The following is a 16,676-nucleotide window of genomic DNA, read 5'->3' on the forward strand; positions in this document are numbered from 1 at the left end:
AGCATACCTGATAGCGCTCCCCCAACGCGTGCATGAACGATTTTGGTGCGCCCGAAGCTAACGACGCTCTGGCGCTCAGATGACAATTTTGCAAACCATGCCAGTGGAACTGGCCTATAGCTCTATGATCCGCCCCATCCCAACCCACGAGGACATTTCATGAGCGCAGGACACAGCCACGCCCAAGTACGCGCCGGCCACGAACGCAAGTTATGGATCGCCCTGGGGCTGACCGGCAGTTTCATGCTGGCCGAAGTCATCGGCGCCTTTGTCACCGGCAGCCTGGCGCTGTTGTCCGATGCAGCGCACATGATGACCGACGCCCTGGCCCTGGCGATTTCCCTGGTGGCGATCCAGGTCGCCAAGCGCCCGGCAGACCGCAAGCGCACCTTCGGTTATGCGCGGTTCGAGATCCTGGCGGCCGCCTTCAATGCATTACTGCTGTTCGCCGTGGCGTTCTACATCTTGTACGAGGCTTACCAGCGGCTGCAGGCGCCCGCCGAAATCCAGTCCACCGGCATGCTGGTGATTGCGCTGCTGGGGCTGGTGGTCAACCTGATCTCCATGCGCCTGCTCAGCGCTGCCAGTGGCGAGAGCCTTAACGTCAAGGGCGCCTACCTGGAAGTCTGGAGCGACATGCTGGGCTCCGTCGGCGTGATCATTGCCGCGCTGGTGATCATGTTCACTGGCTGGGGTTGGGTTGACTCCGTGGTCGCGGCCGCCATTGGCTTTTGGGTATTGCCGCGCACCTGGACGTTGCTCAAGGCGAGCATGAACATCCTGCTGCAAGGTGTGCCGGAGGGTGTGGACATCGAGCAGGTGGAGCAGGCCATCCGCAGCGTGCCGGGGGTCAGGGACGTGCACGACCTGCATATCTGGGCCCTCACCAGTGGCAAGAACGTGCTGAGTACGCATCTGGTCGCGGATGCGTCCCAGGGCACTGAGCAACAGATCCTCAGCCGAGTGACGGAGTTACTGCACGAACAGTTCGATATTTCCCACGCCACGATCCAGGTCGAGGGCGAGGGTTTTCAACATGACGATCACGACGAAGTGCATGCCTGAGCCTGGCTAACGGATTTGTAATCTTTCGCCCACGGCCCTGATAAGTACCGAAAGCTACATTGCCCCCGCTGGGAAACCTCAGCGACTTCATGGGCGTGGAACTCTCGTTATGGCAATTTTTGTTAGAACACTGTTGGGGGCGGCGGCATTGGTAGTGTGGATATCCGCAAACGCCGCCCAGACACAACCCCTCACCCTCGATGCTGCCTTGCAAACCGCCTTCGCCAACAACCCGGACCTGGCGGCCGCACAATGGGAAATCGACATCGCCGAAGGCGGCCGCCAACAGGCCGGCTTGATCCCCAATCCGGTGGCCTCCTGGGACGCCGAAGACACCCGCCGCAACAGCCGCACCACCAGCATCAAACTCAGCCAGACCCTGGAACTGGGCGGCAAGCGCGGTGCGCGTATCGAAGTGGCCACCCGCGCCCAGGATGCCGCCGCGCTGACCCTGGAGCAGCGCCGCAACTTGTTGCGCGCCGAGGTCATCGACAGCTACTACGGCGCCCTGCGCGCCCAGGAACGCCTTGACCTGGCGCAACGCTCCATGACGCTTGCCGAGCGCGGCCTGGTGGTCGCCAACGGGCGCGTCACTGCTGGCAAGTCGTCACCCGTGGAAGCCACTCGCGCCCAGGTGCAGGTGTCGCAAATCCGTCTGGAATTGAACCGCGCCCAGATCGGCCTCACTGACGCCTACCGTCGTCTGGCCACCAGCACCGGCAGCGCCGCCACCGACTTCCAGGTCGTCGCCACGCCAAGCACTTCCGTACCGGCGTTACCCGCCGCCGCGCCATTGTTGGCACGCCTTGAGCAGACCGCCGAATTGCGCCTGGCCGAACTCAACATTGTGCAGAACGAAGCCAGCGTGGGCCTGGAAAAAGCCCAGCGCATTCCGGACCTGGACGTGTCCATCGGCAGCCAATACGACGCCAGCGTGCGCGAACGGGTGAACCTGGTGGGCGTGTCGATGCCGATCCCGTTGTTCAACCGCAACCAGGGCAACATCCTCGCGGCCACCCGACGCGCCGACCAGGCCCGCGACCTGCGCAACGCCGCCGAACTGCGCCTGCGCACCGAAACCCGCCAGGCCCTGGACCTGTGGCAGACCGCGAATACCGAAGTGCGCGCGTTCAACCAGCAGATCCTGCCCGCCGCACAAAGTGCGGTAGACAGCGCCACCCGTGGCTTCGAGATGGGCAAGTTCAACTTCCTCGACGTGCTCGACGCCCAGCGCACCTTGATCGCGGCCCGCACCCAATACCTTGCGGCCACCGCCCAGGCCACCGAGGCCTGGGTACGCATCGAACGCATTTACGGCGACCTCGCCCGCTTTTGATTTTTCCTGGAGTCTCCTGATGAACAAAAAACATGGCATGGCGCTCGCCGTCGCCCTGGGCCTGATGCTTTCCGGCTTCGCCCACGCCGAGGAAGAAGAAGGCAAGCTCGAACTCACCGAGCAGCAGATTCAAGCCGCCGGCATCCAGTTGGCCCAGGCGCAACCGCGTGCCATCAGCACCGTGCTGACGCTGCCGGGCGAGGTGCGTTTTGATGAAGACCGTACCTCCCACATCGTGCCCCGTGCGGCGGGCGTGGTGGAGGCGGTGAAGGTCAACCTGGGCCAGTCGGTGAAGAAGGGCGAACTGTTGGCGGTGATCGCCAGCCAGCAGATTTCCGACCAGCGCAGCGAATTGGCCTCCAGCGAGCGCCGGGTCGAACTGGCGCGCACTACCTTCAAGCGCGAGCGTCAGTTGTGGCAGGACAAAATCTCTGCCGAACAGGATTACCTGCTGGCGCGGCAAACTCTGCAAGAAGCCGAAATCGCCCTGAACAATGCGCGGCAAAAAATGACTGCGCTCAGCGGCACTGCCGTATTGGCCGGCGGCAATCGTTATGAACTGCGTGCGCCCTTCGCCGGTGTGGTGGTGGAAAAACACCTGGGGGTGGGCGAGGTGGTCAGTGAAACCAGCAATGCCTTCACCCTCTCGGACCTGTCCCAGGTGTGGGTCACCTTCGGCGTATTTCCCAAAGACTTGAACAAGGTTCGCGTGGGCAAACCGGTGAAAGTCAGCTCGACGGAAATGGGCACCGAAGTGCTGGGTACCGTGGCCTATGTGGGCAACTTGCTCGGTGAGCAGACGCGCACCGCTACCGTGCGGGTGACGGTCCCCAACCCTGACGACGCCTGGCGCCCGGGCTTGTTCGTGGCCGTGCAAGTGGCCACCGATACCTACCAGGCCAAGGTGACCGTGCCGCAAACCGCTATCCAGACCGTCGAGGACAAACCCTCGGTGTTTGTGCGCACGGCGGACGGCTTTATCACCCGCCATCTTGAACTGGGCGTCAGTGAAAACGGTTACGTCGAAGTGCGTAAAGGCCTGGAGGCCGGCGCGCAGGTGGCGACGGCTGGCAGCTTCATCCTCAAGTCCGAACTGGGCAAAGGCTCGGCCGAACACGCCCATTGATCCTGCGAGTGATTCCCCATGTTTGAGCGCCTTATCCAATTCGCCATCGAGCAGCGCATTATCGTGTTGCTGGCGGTGCTGTTGATGGCCGGTGTCGGCATCGCCAGCTATCAGAAACTGCCCATCGACGCGGTACCTGACATCACCAACGTACAGGTGCAGATCAACTCGGCGGCGGCCGGTTTTTCGCCGCTGGAAACCGAGCAGCGCATTACCTTTCCCATCGAGACGGCCATGGCCGGCCTGCCGGGCCTGCAGCAGACGCGTTCGCTGTCGCGTTCCGGTTTGTCCCAGGTCACGGTGATTTTCAAGGACGGCACCGACCTGTTCTTTGCCCGCCAACTGGTCAACGAGCGTCTGCAAGTGGCGCGCGAGCAATTGCCCGACGGCATCGAAACTGCGATGGGGCCGATTTCCACTGGCCTGGGGGAAATTTTCCTATGGACCGTCGAAGCCGAGGACGGTGTGCGCAAAGAGGACGGTACGCCTTACACCCCCACCGACCTGCGGGTGATCCAGGATTGGATCATCAAACCGCAGCTGCGCAACGTGCCAGGCGTGGCCGAGATCAATACCATCGGCGGCTTCGCCAAGGAATACCAGATTGCGCCAGACCCCAAGCGCCTGGCCGCCTACAACCTGACGCTCAACGATCTGGTCACGGCGCTGGAGCGCAACAATGCCAACGTCGGCGCCGGTTACATCGAGCGCAGCGGCGAACAGTTGTTGATCCGCGCGCCGGGCCAGGTGGCGTCTATCGACGACATCGCCAACATTGTCATCACCACCTCGGACGGCACGCCGATCCGCGTGCGCAATGTGGCCCAGGTCGACATTGGTCGTGAGCTGCGTACCGGCGCTGCCACCGAAAACGGCCGTGAGGTGGTGCTGGGCACGGTGTTCATGTTGATCGGCGAGAACAGCCGCAGCGTGTCCCAGGCGGTGGCGAAAAAGCTTGAGGAGATCAACCGCTCGCTGCCCGAAGGTGTGGTGGCCGTCACCGTCTACGACCGCACCAACCTGGTGGAAAAAGCCATCGCCACGGTGAAGAAAAACCTCTTCGAAGGTGCGTTGCTGGTGGTGGCGGTGTTGTTCCTGTTCCTGGGTAATATCCGTGCAGCGCTGATCACGGCGATGGTGATTCCGCTGGCGATGCTGTTCACCTTCACCGGCATGTTCACCAACAAAGTCAGCGCCAACCTGATGAGCCTGGGCGCGCTGGACTTCGGCATTATCGTTGACGGTGCGGTGGTGATCGTCGAGAACGCCATCCGCCGTCTGGCTCATGCGCAACACCGTCATGGCCGGTTGCTGACCCGCAGTGAACGCCTGCACGAAGTGTTCGCCGCGGCCAAGGAGGCGCGACGTGCGCTGATCTTCGGGCAGTTGATCATCATGGTGGTGTACCTGCCGATCTTCGCTCTCACGGGCGTGGCCGGGAAGATGTTCCACCCCATGGCCTTCACGGTGGTGATTGCCTTGCTCGGCGCGATGATTCTGTCGGTGACCTTCGTACCGGCGGCGATTGCGTTGTTTGTCACCGGCAAGGTCAAGGAAGAAGAAAACATTGTGATGCGCAGTGCACGCCGGGTGTATGACCCGGTGCTCAACTGGGTGATGGTGCGTCGGCCCTTGGTGTTCGGCCTGGCCGCACTCAGCATCGTCGTCTCGGGTCTGGTTGCCAGCCGCATGGGCAGTGAATTTATCCCCAGCCTCAGCGAAGGCGACTTTGCCCAGCAGGCGCTGCGTGTGCCCGGCACCAGCCTGACCCAATCGGTGCAGATGCAGCAGCAACTGGAAAAAACCTTACTGGCCCAAGTGCCGGAAATCGAGCGGGTGTTTGCACGCACCGGTACGGCGGAAATCGCCTCCGACCCGATGCCGCCGAATATTTCCGACAGCTACGTGATGCTCAAACCCAAGGACCAATGGCCGAACCCGAAGAAGTCCCGCGAGGCAATTATCGCTGACATCCAACGGGCCAGCGCGATTGTGCCGGGCAGCGTGTATGAGCTGTCGCAGCCGATCCAGTTGCGTTTCAATGAGCTGATTTCCGGAGTGCGTAGCGATGTGGCGGTGAAGGTGTTTGGCGATGATATGGCGGTGCTCAACCAGACTGCCGGGGAAATCGCCGAGACCTTGCAGAAGCTCAACGGCGCCTCGGAAGTGAAGGTGGAACAGACCTCCGGCCTGCCGGTGCTGACCATCAATATCGACCGCGACAAGGCCGCTCGCTTTGGCCTGAATGTAGGTGATGTGCAGGACACCATCGCCGTCGCGGTCGGTGGGCGCCAGGCCGGTACGCTGTACGAGGGTGATCGGCGTTTTGACATGGTGGTGCGCTTGTCCGATACGTTGCGCACCGATATCGACGGCTTGTCACGCCTGTTGATCCCGGTGCCGGCGCTGGCGAGTAGTACCTCGGGGCAGTTGGGCTTTATCGCCTTGTCCCAGGTTGCCAGCCTCGACCTGGTGCTGGGCCCCAACCAGATCAGCCGCGAGAACGGCAAGCGCCTGGTGATCGTCAGCGCCAACGTGCGCGGGCGCGATATCGGCTCGTTTGTCGAGGAGGCCGAAGCCGCCATCACCACCCAGGTGAAAGTCCCCGCCGGTTACTGGACCACCTGGGGCGGCCAGTTCGAACAGTTGAAGGAGGCTTCTGAACGCTTGCGCATCGTGGTGCCGGTGGCCTTGCTGTTGGTGTTCGGGTTGCTGTTCATGATGTTCAACAACCTCAAGGACGGCCTGCTGGTGTTTACCGGCATCCCATTCGCGCTCACCGGCGGGATCATGGCGCTGTGGCTGCGCGATATTCCGTTGTCGATTTCAGCGGGGGTGGGCTTTATCGCCTTGTCGGGCGTTGCGGTGCTTAATGGCCTGGTGATGATCGCCTTCATCCGAAACCTGCGCGAGGAAGGTCGCTCATTATCGGTGGCGATCCACGAAGGCGCGTTGACCCGTCTGCGCCCGGTGCTGATGACCGCGCTGGTGGCGTCCCTGGGGTTTATCCCCATGGCGCTCGCCACCGGCACCGGTGCCGAAGTGCAGCGCCCATTGGCGACAGTGGTGATTGGCGGGATTATTTCTTCGACCTTGCTGACCTTGCTGGTGCTGCCGGCGTTGTACCAATGGGCTCATCGCCGCGATGAAGAGACCGCCTGACAACCGTGAAAACGCCGCAACCCCCCTGGGGGAGCGGGCTTGCTCGCGAATGCGCCGGGTCAGTCGATACCTGTACTGACGGATACACCGCCTTCGCGGGCAAGCCCGCTCCCACAGGGGGCCAACGGTGCTTCCAGAGCCTGGGGAAACACCAGGCTGAACCGCGTAAAACGCCCAGGCTGGCTGGTGACATGAGCATGCCCCTGATGCAAATGCATGATCGATTTCACGATGGCCAGCCCCAGCCCGGTGCCGCCCTCGGCACGGGTACGGCTGCTGTCGGCGCGGTAGAAACGTTCGAACAGGTGCGGCAGGTGGTGCGCTTCAATGCCTCGCCCCGGGTTGCCCACCGACAGCGATACGCTCTGCTCGTAGGTCTCCACCAACAGCAACACGGTAGAGGCCTCGGGTGTGTGGCGAATGGCATTGGAGAGCAAGTTGGAAATCGCCCGCTGGATCATCAGCCGATCGCCCGTCACCCAGGCATCGCCGCGCAGGCTCAGGGTGATGTGTTTGTCTTCGGCACTCAGGGCAAACAACTCCATCACCCGCTGGGCTTCCTGCGCCAGGGACACCTCGGTGAATGAGGCCCGGGCCGCCGGGTGGCTGACCTGCGCCAGAAACAGCATGTCGCTGACAATCCGCGCCAGGCGTTCGAGCTCTTCGGTGTTGGATTCCAGCACCGCCTTGTATTCCTGCGGCGGGCGCTGGCGCGACAGGGTCAACTGGGCCTTGCCCATCAGGTTGGTCAAGGGCGCGCGCAGTTCGTGGGCCAGGTCATCGGAGAATTGCGAGAGTTGCTGCACCCCGGCGTCCAGGCGGTCGAGCATCACGTTGATGCCGTGGGCCAGTTCACCCAGTTCGTGGGGCAGGTTGTCCACAGACAAGCGATGGGTGAGGTCTTGGGTGGTGACTTTCGCCGCCACCTGGCTGAACTGCTTCAACGGTGCCAGGCCCCGTTGCACCAGCCACCAGGCGCCCATGCCAATCAGTATCAGCAGTAGCGGCAACGCAATCAGCGTGGCGCGCAGGTAGGCACTGAGCAATGCCTGGTCGTCCATGCGGTCCAGGGACAGCAGCACCCGCACGCGTTCACCGTTGGCCAGGCGCATCAAGCTGGAGGCACTGAGTATCTGGTTGCCGTAGCTGTCGACCCAATTGAGATAGCCCAGGGTTTCCCGTGGCTTGAAGTCGGTGAGCAGTGGCTCCTGGGGCTTGCTGCCGACGTTCAGCAGCACGCTGTTATCGGGCGCGGTACCGACGATGGTCAGGTGGAAATTGTCGTGGCCGATCACCAGGTCCATCAGCGAGTGCGGCCGGCCGCGAATGGCGTGGGCGTCCAGGCCCAGGGCCAGGCTGTGCTGGATCTGTTCCATTTTGCTTTCCAGGTTCTTGCGCGCGAGTTTTTCCAGCTCATGGGTGAGGGCCAGGTAGGCCAGGGTCGCCAGCAGCAACACCAGGCCCGCGCCCATCAGGCTGACCGTCAAGCCCAGGCGCATCGACAGGCTGCCGGTCTTCATGGGCGCGCTTCCAGCACGTAGCCCACGCCGCGAATGGTGTGGATCAGCTTGACCTCGCTCTGGTCATCCACCTTGGCGCGCAGGCGGCTGATGGAGACTTCGACCACGTTGGTGTCGCAGTCGAAATTCATGTCCCAGACCAGGGAAATAATCTGTGTGCGGGTCAGCACTTCGCCGGCCTGGCGCATCAGCACTTGCAACAGGGCGAACTCCTTGGTGGTCAGGTCGATGCGCCGGGTGCCGCGATAAGCGCGGTGGCGGCGCGGGTCCAGTTCCAGGTCCGAGACGCGGAACACTTCCGGCTGTGGAATGTGCTCGCTGCGACGCATCAAGGTGCGCACGCGGGCCAGCAGTTCGGGAAACTCGAACGGCTTGACCAGGTAATCGTCGGCGCCCATGTCCAGGCCCTTGATCTTGTCAGCCAGCCGGCCACGGGCGGTGAGCATCATCACGCGCTGGGTGCCGTTGCGGCGCAATTCTTCCAGTACTTGCCAGCCATCCTTGCCCGGCAGGTTGACGTCCAGAATCACCAGTTCATAGGCGTGTTGCCCTGCCAGGTGCAGGCCGTCGACGCCATTGGCGGCGCAGTCGACCACGTAGCCACTTTCGTTCAAGCCCTGTTGCAGGTAGTCGGCGGTTTTCTGCTCGTCTTCAACCACAAGAATACGCATGGGGGTTACCTCTTGAATTAGGGGGAGAGAAGGCGCCCATGTCCCTATGGCGGCGGTTTCGGAAGTGGGAAAAGTCTGAAGGCTAAAGTAGCTTTAGGGTCAACTGCGACCGTCGGTCGCATGTGTCGCAGGCAAAAAAAACGCCCCAAGCGGGGCGTTAAAAATTCATCTCTTTCCAAAGGAGCTACACAAAAGCTTCAGAGATGAATGTGCTCGGGTGAATAAGTTGAAGCGAGTATAGAAAGTTCCACTTAACGAGAAGCTGAGGCCAATATTACAATTTTGATAACTGGCTATTTGTGAACAGATGTTAGTTAATCGCGAGCGAATGTAAGGGCTACAGCACGACCAATGGGTATTCGGCAATCAGACGAACTTCTTCCAGGTCTGACTCGAACGCACTGGAGCGCACGGTGGCCTGGCGCAAGCGCAGGGACAAATCTTTCAAACGCCCACTTTGCACCACGTACTTGGCCTCGATATCCCGTTCCCAGCGGCGTTGATCGGTCAAGGGGTTACCCGCTGCATCGCGGCGCATATACACGGCATTGGCGTTGCTATATTCGGCGCCGGTGCCTTTGCCGTAGCGGGTCATGAACGACAGGCCGGGAATGCCGAACGCCTGCATGTCCAGGTCGTAGCGCAGCATCCATGAGCGCTCCTTGGGCGCGTTGAAGTCGCTGTACTGGATGGAGTTGTTGAGGAAGATCGAGTCTGACTGGCGCAGGTAATCAAAATCATCGTCGCCGTTGTTGCGCTGGTGCGACACGGCCAGGCTGTGGGCACCGACCTTGACCCCGAGCCTGGCGCTCCAGATGTTGTTGTCGAACTCGCCGAGCCGTTTCTGGCCTTCGTCCACGGCCTTGTAGTAGTTGAAGTCGCCGAACAATGACACGTCGTCGGTCAATGCGTAATTGGCATTGCTGCCGAAGTAGTACTGATCCCAGGCGTCCTTCAAGCGGCTGCTGTACAGGCTAAAGCCCAGATGGCTGTTGAGCTGGTAGTCACCGCCGAAGTAGGCGATCCAGGGCGAGTCGACCTTGCCTGCATAGAAGGTGGCAAAGCCTTTGTTCATGCCGCTTTCACTGGGCTGGCTCATGCCGCTCAGGCGCCCGCCTTGCAGGCTCAAGCCTTCCAGGCTGGTGTTTTGCAGGGTGACGCCGCGAAAGCTCTCGGGCAACAGGCGAGAGTCGCCGTAGGCCACCACCGGGGTGAGTGGGAACACGTCGCCGGCCTTGATCACCGTGTCCAGCACGCGCAGTTTCGCCGCGCCGCCGATTTTGCTGTAGCTGTCTTCCGGCTGGTTGTCGCTGTTCACCGGCAGCACGCCGAACGAACCTTTGCCGCCGCTGCGGCCGCTGCCCGAGTCAAGTGTGAGGCCGTACATGGCGAACGCGTCCAGGCCAAAACCCACGGTGCCCTGGGTAAAACCGGATTCGAATTTGCCGATAAAGCCCTGGGCCCAGGCTTCGGAGTAACCATTGCCAGTGGGGCTGGACTGGCCTTTGCGGTCATCGCGGTTGAAGTAGAAATTGCGTGCCAGCACGTTGATGCGGCTGCCCTCGATAAAACCTTCGGGCTTGTCCTCCACCGCCAAGGCGGCCATGGGCAGTGCAGCCATCAGTGAAAAGGGAAGGGTGTAATGACGAATGCTCATGATGCGCTCCTCGGTGATGGCAGTTATCGGCTTCTTATAGAGGCGGGCGTTTTTATTGATCTGGCCCTGGCTGATAGTTGCAAACGACGGATAACAGCTGCATGGCGCGAAGATTACAATTCTGGAAACTAACGGCCATCTAACAAATAAGTAATGTTCTGGTGAACCTGGCGTCAGGGTGGGTTGGTTAATCTCGACACTGAACTTTTCAGTCGAGGAAACCGCGATGAACTTTTATAAAGCAGGTTTGGCTGTATTAACGGCTGTGTTGTCATTCGGCGCACTGGCCGAAGGGGGTGGGGATCGCACCTTTGCCCTGATGATGGAGCGCAATGAGAAAGCCATGGCCGCCTACGCCATCAAAAAAGGCAAGCCGGTGCCCGAGGTCCAGGCGTACCGCTATGGCATGGACCTGGACATTGCCAAGGTCGTCAACGTGACGCCGCCGATCCGCTCGTGCAACGCCGTGCCGTCGCGCATGACCTATGAAGACTCCAGCGGCAAGCTCAATACCCTGGAATATCAGGTCATGGGCGTATGCCGTAACAATGGCGGTTGAAAATATAGTTCGGCCCAGGGCTCAAGCGCTCTTCAGAAAACCCCGGCAGCGCCGATGCAAGGGAGTACACCCACCTCACTTGCCTAACGGTGCCCCATGTTCAATACCCGCCTGAAGCAGGAGCTGACCGCTCTGCGCGAAGAATTGTCGAGCTTGCTTCAGGTGAAAGAGAGCCTGGAAAGCGAAATGCTCTGCCTGACGCTGGACCCTGAAGGCCGTGTGGAGTGGGCCAATGCCAACTTCCTGCAGGAGCTGGCTTACTCGCTGGGCGAGATTGTCGGGCGCGCGATCGAAGACCTGGTGCCGGCCCACGTGCGCCAGGACGAGTTCCAGCTGCGCTTCAAGCACGCGCTGGCCCGCGGCGAACACTTTGCCGGCGCCGTGCGCCTGATGCGCGGCAATGGCAAGGAAGCCTGGTTGCGCTCAATCGTGCAGCCGGTGCGCAGTTCTGAGGGGCGCATCAAGCAGTTTTCGATGTTCTCCAGCGACCTTACTCGCACCATCGAGAGTTCGCGTGAACATGAAAACCTGATCACCGCGCTGATGCGTTCTACCGCGTTGATCGAGTTCGATCTGGAGGGGCATGTACTCACCGCCAATGACCGCTTCCTCGGCGCCATGGGTTACAGTCTGGCGCAGATCGAAGGCAAACATCACCGTATGTTCTGTGAACCACAGGAATACAACAGTGCCGAATACCAACAGTTCTGGAAGCGCCTGAACGCCGGTGAGTTCGTCGCCGCGCGCTTCAAACGCGTGGACAGCCACGGCCGCCTGGTGTGGTTGGAGGCCACCTACAACCCGGTGCTGGACGCCAATGAGCGGTTGTACAAAGTGGTCAAGTTCGCCACGGTCATTACCGACCAGGTCAACCGCGAGCAGGCGGTGGCCGAGGCCGCCAATATTGCCTACAGCACCTCGTTGCAAACCGACGACAGCGCCCAGCGCGGTACCACTGTGGTCACCCAGGCCGTGGACGTGATGCGCGACCTGGCCCAGCACATGCAGCAGGCCGGCGAAGGTATCGAGGCGCTGAATGCCCAGTCCCAAGTGATCGGCAGCATCGTCAAGACCATCAGCGGCATTGCCGAGCAAACCAACCTTTTGGCGCTCAACGCCGCCATCGAAGCGGCGCGTGCCGGTGAACAGGGGCGGGGCTTTGCGGTGGTGGCCGATGAAGTGCGGCAATTGGCGTCACGCACCAGCAAAGCCACCGAGGAAATTGTCGGTGTGGTGCGCCAGAACCAGGACATGGCCCGCGACGCGGTGGCTTTGATGGCCGACGGTCGTGCGCAAGCCGAGCAGGGCCTGGCCCTGGCGGCGGAGGCGGGTACCGTGATCGTCGAGATTCAGGACGGTGCGCAAAAGGTGGTGAGTGCGGTCGGGCAGTTTGCCAATCAGCTGTCGAGCTGACCTGTCGGGCTTGTGCTTGAGGTATCGTAGGTCTTTTCTCGCTTGCAGAGCTGATCGACCATGAGCCCTACGTTCCGTCGCCCCGTACCACTGTCCAAGGCTTACCGTTTGCTCAACCACGGGCCGACCGTGTTGGTGAGTGCAGCCCACAACGGCCAGCGCAATATCATGGCCGCTGCCTGGGCCATGCCGCTGGATTTCGAACCACCGAAAGTCGCGGTGGTGCTCGACAAGGCCACCTGGACCCGCCAACTACTGGAAGGCGCCGGCACTTTTGTGCTGCAGGTGCCTTGTGTTGCGCAGGCTGATCTGGTGCAGACGGTGGGCAATACCCGCGGCGTTGAAACCGACAAATTCGCAGCCTATGGCCTGCACACTTTCAGCGGTGAGCACACCGGGGCGCCGATGCTGGAAGGCTGCGTGGCCTGGCTGGAATGCCGCTTGCTGCCCGAGCCGCATAATCAGCAGACCTATGACCTGTTCCTGGGCGAAGTGGTCGCGGCCTATGCTGATGAGCGGGTATTCAGCGAGGGCCGCTGGCATTTTGAGGGGCATGATGAACTGCGCACGTTGCACCATGTGGCGGGCGGGAATTTCCTGGCCATTGGCCAACCGATTGTCGGGCGCCAGCTCTGACAGAGGCGCAAAGCCACGAAGATCAACTGTGGGAGCTGGCTTGCCTGCGATGGCATCACCTCGGTGTACCTGATGTACCGAGGTGTCTGCATCGCAGGCAAGCCAGCTCCCACATGGGGTTTATGGTGTCTTCAGGTTCGTGGCATGCACTCGAGGGTGCGGTTTACTACGGTCTTGGCCATCTCCAGCAAGTGCCATACGGCATGGATTCGGGCGCGGTCGTGGGGTTGCAGGTGATCGCAACAGTCCCACACCGTGGCCGATGCGCTGTTGATCAGATGGGAAATATAGAGTTGAGCGTCTTCGAAGCTGAGTTCTTCATTGACGACTAGGCAATCCATGGGTGGATCGGGAAGTGCTTTGGTCATGGTGTAACTCCTGATTGAGGCAGAAGCCGGCCCAGTCGCGACTAAACGAAGGGTGGCGGCTGTACGCAGGTTAGTCGACCGGCTAATCAGGAAAATCCGGCGCACCCGAGGGTGCCCTGCGCACAGCCACCATAAAACCTCATGGAGGACCATGCGCCTGATTAGAGTCCGGGCGACTAAACCCGATCACTGAAAAGGCAGTGACGGGCCGAAGACTAGCCATCGATTCCAACAGGCACAAGGCGGCAGGGATTGTCTCGGAAACGTCCTGCAATTTAAAGGGACGCAGCTTGCTGGCCCTTTACAAACCATGACCAAATGCCAGCAACGCCACCTCATCCAACTGTGGGAGCTGGCTTGCCTGCGATAGCGGTGTGCCTGATACACCTAGGTGTCTGCATCGCAGGCAAGCCAGCTCCCACAGTCCAACCCAGTACTCAGCGTCCGAGCATTTTCACCCAACGCGATGGCGGCATGCCGTAGGTGCTGCGAAATTGGCGGGTCATGTGGCTTTGGTCGGTAAAGCCTGCGGTCATCGCCGCATCCACCAACGATTGGCCCTGGGCCAATAAGTGGCGCACCAGGTCCAGCCGGCGCATGGTCAGGTAGCGGTAGGGGCTGGTGCCGAACAACAGACGAAAATCCCGCGATAACGCCCACCGGTCGCGGCCGGCATGGTCGGCAATTTCATCGAGGGTGATGCTGCGGCCCAGGGCGCTGTGGATGAATTCACGGGCGCGTTCGGCCGCGACGTAGTCGAAGGATTTAGGGCGAATGAGGGCCCCGGACGCAGCGCTCAGCGCGTGGGCCAGGTCGAACATAGCGTCTTGTTCTTGCATCGGGTCTATCGGGCAATCCAGGCTCTGCAGCAACACTTCGCTGGCGCGGTGCAGCCGTGGGTCGGTGGACAAGCCGCCGGGGATAAACGGCAACGGCTGGCCACCGAGGATCTGCTGGATCAGCGCCGGCTCCACATAAATCATCCGATACTTGAAGCCTTCGTCGCTGCCGGCGCGACCGTCATGGGTTTCATCGGGGTGGATCACCATGGTGGTGCCAGGCAGGCTGTGGGTCGTGCCGCCGCGATAATGAAAACTCTGTACGCCGAACAACGTGCGCCCGATGGCGTAGGTGTCATGGCGATGAGGGTCGAAGGCAAAGCCGGCAAAGTACGCCTCGATACGGTCAAGGCCACTGGCGTGGGGCGCGCGGTGCAGCCAGTCGAGGGAGTGGATGGGGTTGCCCATGGTGACTTGTCACAAAAGGAGGTGGAAACACGTTAACTGAGTCTGCACCGGTTGTCTGCTGGGGTCTTGTACGATTGTGCAGGTATTGGGCAATGCACATCGGGTAGCGAATCGCTGACCACCCATGGTAAGAAGCCTTACTTTCAACAGTGAGGCCGGGTCATGAGCAAGGTGCGGGTAGGGATTATTTTTGGGGGGCGTTCGGCTGAGCATGAGGTCTCGCTGCAATCGGCGCGCAACATTGTCGATGCCCTTGATCGCTCACGCTTCGAGCCGGTTTTGATCGGTATCGACAAGGCCGGTCACTGGCACCTTAATGACACCTCGAACTTCCTGCTCAACCAGGAAAACCCGGCGCTCATCGCCCTCAACCAGTCCAACCGTGAATTGGCCGTGGTGCCCGGCAAGGCCAGCCAGCAAGTGGTAGAGACCTCTGGCCAGGGCGTGCTTGAACACATCGACGTGATCTTCCCGATTGTCCACGGCACCCTCGGTGAAGACGGTTGCCTGCAAGGCTTGCTGCGCATGGCGGACTTGCCCTTCGTCGGTTCCGACGTGCTCGGCTCGGCGGTGTGCATGGACAAAGACATCAGCAAGCGCTTGCTGCGCGACGCGGGCATTGCGGTCACGCCGTTCATCACCCTTACGCGAGCTAATGCGGCGCGCACCTCTTTTGAAACGGCCGCTGGCAAGCTCGGTGTGCCGATGTTCGTCAAGCCCGCCAACCAGGGTTCGTCGGTGGGGGTAAGCAAAGTCGGCAGCGAAGCCGAGTACCGCGCTGCCGTTGAACTGGCGTTGGGGTTTGATGAGAAGGTGCTGGTGGAGTCCGCCGTCCAGGGCCGTGAGATCGAATGCGCCGTGCTGGGCAATGACGAGCCCATCGCCAGCGGTTGTGGCGAGATCGTGGTGAGCAGTGGTTTCTATTCCTACGACAGCAAATACATCGATGGCCAGGCCGCCCAGGTGGTGGTGCCGGCGGCGATCAGTCATGACGCCAGCGAGCGGATCCGCAGCCTGGCCATTGAGGCGTTTGAAGTGTTGGGCTGCGCCGGGTTGGCGCGGGTGGATGTGTTCCTGACGCAGGACGGCGAAGTGCTGATCAACGAGATCAACTCACTGCCCGGTTTTACCCGCATCAGCATGTACCCCAAGCTGTGGCAGGCGGCAGGCATGAGCTACAGCGAGCTGGTGAGCCGGTTGATCGAGCTGGCGCTGGAGCGGCATGCGGGGCGCAAGGGCTTGAAGATCAACCGCCAGTGATTGGCCCGAAGCAGTAACGCGATCAGGCGTTACTGAGTACTTCGCGAAAAACGTCCGGCCTTATGGCCGCAATATGCAGTAGCGAACGTGCTGCTCCGGAAGGTGCGCGACGCCCTTGCTCCCATTCTTGAAGGGTTCTTACTGACACGCCCAGAAGCTCGGCAAATTTGGGTTGTGAGAGCCCTGTCTTGCTTCTTGCTTCGGCAGCCTGAGTGACCTCAACGTGCTGCACGGCACCGTAACGTCCCGCTTTGACATCCTGAATGGCTGTGAGTAGTTCTTCGCCTATATTGCGTTTGGCGTCACGTTCCTTCAGTTCTTTATCAGTGAGTGGCATGGTTCATTTCCTTTGCGATTTTGTACAGGATATGTGCCGGAATATTCTCCGTGGCGCTCTTGCCATAAATCAGTAGCGCGACGACTGCTCCGCACTCCAGTTGTGTGGTGTAGATGACCCGCACTGATCCACTTTTACCCCGGCCCTCCATGCTCCAGCGTATCTTTCGGCAACCTCCCGAGCGCGGAATGACATTTCCAGCATCAGGATGGCTGGCGAGAAACGCCATGAAGATACCTTTTTCATCTTCAGTCCAATAGTCAGGCCATTGCCTGCTGAAGAGAGGGGATTCTATGAGAGTGAACACGCGAAATTCTAC

At 60.9% G+C, this 16,676-nt stretch carries 14 protein-coding genes and 2 pseudogenes; 9 read left to right on the forward strand and 7 right to left on the reverse strand.

Going from position 1 to position 16,676, the window contains the following annotated elements:
• Positions 1 to 159 precede the first annotated feature (159 nt).
• From RHM69_RS24630 to RHM69_RS24645, 4 genes are all read left to right on the forward strand, one after another.
• Entirely contained in the window at positions 160 to 1,065 is a 906-nt protein-coding gene (locus tag RHM69_RS24630) for a cation diffusion facilitator family transporter (RefSeq protein ID WP_014716792.1), read from the forward strand.
• 109 nt (positions 1,066 to 1,174) lie between these two features.
• The gene (locus RHM69_RS24635) at positions 1,175 to 2,401 is read left to right on the forward strand and encodes a TolC family protein (RefSeq protein WP_014716793.1); all 1,227 of its coding nucleotides are present in this window, start codon (positions 1,175 to 1,177) and stop codon (positions 2,399 to 2,401) included.
• A 19-nt stretch (positions 2,402 to 2,420) separates the two neighbouring features.
• On the forward strand, positions 2,421 to 3,527 hold the full coding sequence (locus tag RHM69_RS24640; RefSeq protein ID WP_014716794.1) for an efflux RND transporter periplasmic adaptor subunit: 1,107 nt from the start codon (positions 2,421 to 2,423) through the stop codon (positions 3,525 to 3,527).
• Positions 3,528 to 3,545: 18 nt separating this feature from the next.
• Positions 3,546 to 6,689, forward strand: coding sequence for a CusA/CzcA family heavy metal efflux RND transporter (locus RHM69_RS24645; protein ID WP_014716795.1), 3,144 nt, complete (start codon positions 3,546 to 3,548; stop codon positions 6,687 to 6,689).
• 59 nt (positions 6,690 to 6,748) lie between these two features.
• Here the strand turns inward: RHM69_RS24645 and RHM69_RS24650 are convergent, their stop codons facing one another.
• From RHM69_RS24650 to RHM69_RS24660, 3 genes are all read right to left on the reverse strand, one after another.
• Positions 6,749 to 8,209 carry a heavy metal sensor histidine kinase gene (locus RHM69_RS24650; protein WP_014716796.1) on the reverse strand — a complete coding sequence of 487 codons (1,461 nt, stop codon included), beginning with the start codon at positions 8,207 to 8,209 and terminating at the stop codon, positions 6,749 to 6,751.
• Positions 8,206 to 8,880, reverse strand: coding sequence for a heavy metal response regulator transcription factor (locus RHM69_RS24655; RefSeq protein WP_014716797.1), 675 nt, complete (start codon positions 8,878 to 8,880; stop codon positions 8,206 to 8,208). The genes RHM69_RS24650 and RHM69_RS24655 overlap by 4 nt, the downstream gene beginning before the upstream one ends.
• Positions 8,881 to 9,217: 337 nt before the next feature.
• Positions 9,218 to 10,537, reverse strand: coding sequence for an OprD family porin (locus RHM69_RS24660; protein WP_014716798.1), 1,320 nt, complete (start codon positions 10,535 to 10,537; stop codon positions 9,218 to 9,220).
• 226 nt (positions 10,538 to 10,763) lie between these two features.
• Between RHM69_RS24660 and RHM69_RS24665 the strand changes: the two genes are divergently transcribed.
• From RHM69_RS24665 to RHM69_RS24675, 4 genes and pseudogenes are all read left to right on the forward strand, one after another.
• A complete protein-coding gene (locus RHM69_RS24665) occupies positions 10,764 to 11,096 on the forward strand; it encodes a DUF2790 domain-containing protein (protein ID WP_014716799.1) in 333 nt (110 codons plus the stop codon).
• 186 nt (positions 11,097 to 11,282) lie between these two features.
• Positions 11,283 to 11,969: pseudogene (locus tag RHM69_RS31170) on the forward strand (PAS domain-containing protein); the annotation flags it as partial.
• 108 nt (positions 11,970 to 12,077) lie between these two features.
• Positions 12,078 to 12,509 (forward strand): annotated as a pseudogene (locus RHM69_RS31175) (methyl-accepting chemotaxis protein); the annotation flags it as partial.
• A gap of 60 nt (positions 12,510 to 12,569) precedes the next feature.
• A complete protein-coding gene (locus tag RHM69_RS24675; RefSeq protein WP_019817028.1) occupies positions 12,570 to 13,145 on the forward strand; it encodes a flavin reductase family protein in 576 nt (191 codons plus the stop codon).
• 131 nt (positions 13,146 to 13,276) lie between these two features.
• Here RHM69_RS24675 and RHM69_RS24680 read toward each other — a convergent pair whose 3' ends face one another.
• Both RHM69_RS24680 and RHM69_RS24685 read right to left on the reverse strand, forming a co-directional pair.
• The gene (locus RHM69_RS24680; RefSeq protein ID WP_014716802.1) at positions 13,277 to 13,513 is read right to left on the reverse strand and encodes a DUF6124 family protein; all 237 of its coding nucleotides are present in this window, start codon (positions 13,511 to 13,513) and stop codon (positions 13,277 to 13,279) included.
• Positions 13,514 to 13,950: 437 nt separating this feature from the next.
• Positions 13,951 to 14,760 carry an AraC family transcriptional regulator gene (locus RHM69_RS24685; protein ID WP_060766646.1) on the reverse strand — a complete coding sequence of 270 codons (810 nt, stop codon included), beginning with the start codon at positions 14,758 to 14,760 and terminating at the stop codon, positions 13,951 to 13,953.
• Positions 14,761 to 14,922: 162 nt separating this feature from the next.
• Here RHM69_RS24685 and ddlA point away from each other — a divergent pair, with 162 nt between their 5' ends.
• Positions 14,923 to 16,020 (forward strand): D-alanine--D-alanine ligase, encoded by a 1,098-nt coding sequence (gene ddlA, locus RHM69_RS24690; protein ID WP_038448779.1) that lies wholly within the window; start codon positions 14,923 to 14,925, stop codon positions 16,018 to 16,020.
• 22 nt (positions 16,021 to 16,042) lie between these two features.
• Here the strand turns inward: ddlA and RHM69_RS24695 are convergent, their stop codons facing one another.
• The gene (locus tag RHM69_RS24695) at positions 16,043 to 16,357 is read right to left on the reverse strand and encodes a helix-turn-helix domain-containing protein (protein WP_019817027.1); all 315 of its coding nucleotides are present in this window, start codon (positions 16,355 to 16,357) and stop codon (positions 16,043 to 16,045) included.
• A complete protein-coding gene (locus tag RHM69_RS24700; RefSeq protein WP_197986766.1) occupies positions 16,344 to 16,586 on the reverse strand; it encodes a hypothetical protein in 243 nt (80 codons plus the stop codon). The genes RHM69_RS24695 and RHM69_RS24700 overlap by 14 nt, the downstream gene beginning before the upstream one ends.
• Positions 16,587 to 16,676 lie beyond the last annotated feature (90 nt).

Origin of the sequence: Pseudomonas sp. CCI1.1 (assembly GCF_034348165.1) — a bacterium.
Lineage (GTDB): Bacteria > Pseudomonadota > Gammaproteobacteria > Pseudomonadales > Pseudomonadaceae > Aquipseudomonas > Aquipseudomonas paracarnis.